This is a genomic window from Achromobacter marplatensis, from assembly GCF_002209535.1.
In the GTDB taxonomy this organism is placed as follows: Bacteria; Pseudomonadota; Gammaproteobacteria; order Burkholderiales; family Burkholderiaceae_B; genus Achromobacter; species Achromobacter marplatensis.
In genome coordinates, this window is sequence record NZ_NJIG01000058.1 from 1 (window position 1) to 622 (window position 622).

A 622-nucleotide genomic window follows, 5' to 3' on the forward strand; every position below is an offset into this window, starting at 1 on the left:
CGGTGGCTTACTGGGGGCCGAGCTTCTTGATCAGGGCGTTGAGCATTTCCATTTCTTCGCCGGTCAGGTCGGTCAGCGGGGCACGCACGGGGCCAGCGTCATGGCCGACGAGCTTGGCGCCGGCCTTGACGATGCTGACGGCGTAGCCGGCCTTGCGGTTGCGGATTTCCAGGTAGGGCAGGAAGAAATCGTCCAGCAGGCGGTTGGTGGTGTCGGAATCGCCCGCGGCGATGGCGCGGTAGAAGTCCATGGCGGTCTTCGGCACGAAGTTGAAGACGGCGGACGAATAGACCGGCACGCCGAGTGCACGGTAGGCGGCGGCATAGACTTCAGCGGTGGGCAGGCCGCCCAGGTAGGAGAAGCGGTCGCCCATCTTGCGGCGGATGCGGACCATGGCTTCGATGTCGCCGATGCCGTCCTTGAAACCGACCAGGTTGGGGCAGCGTTCGGCCAGTTGCGCAAGGCTGTCCGCCGACAGGCGGGACTGGGCGCGGTTGTAGACGATGACGCCGATCTTGACCGACTTGCAGACCTGTTCGACGTGGGCGGCGATGCCGTCCTGCGAGGCTTCGGTCAGGTAGTGGGGCAGCAGCAGGATGCCCTTGGCGCCTTGGCGCTCGGC

Annotated in this window: 1 protein-coding gene; it reads right to left on the bottom strand. The window is 65.9% G+C overall.

Annotation, left to right across the window (positions count from 1 at the left end; all coding sequences use genetic code 11):
• Window positions 1-7: 7 nt before the first annotated feature.
• The coding region (locus tag CEY09_RS31830; protein WP_088591682.1) for a 5-dehydro-4-deoxyglucarate dehydratase at window positions 8-622 on the bottom strand (615 nt) is incomplete at its 5' end.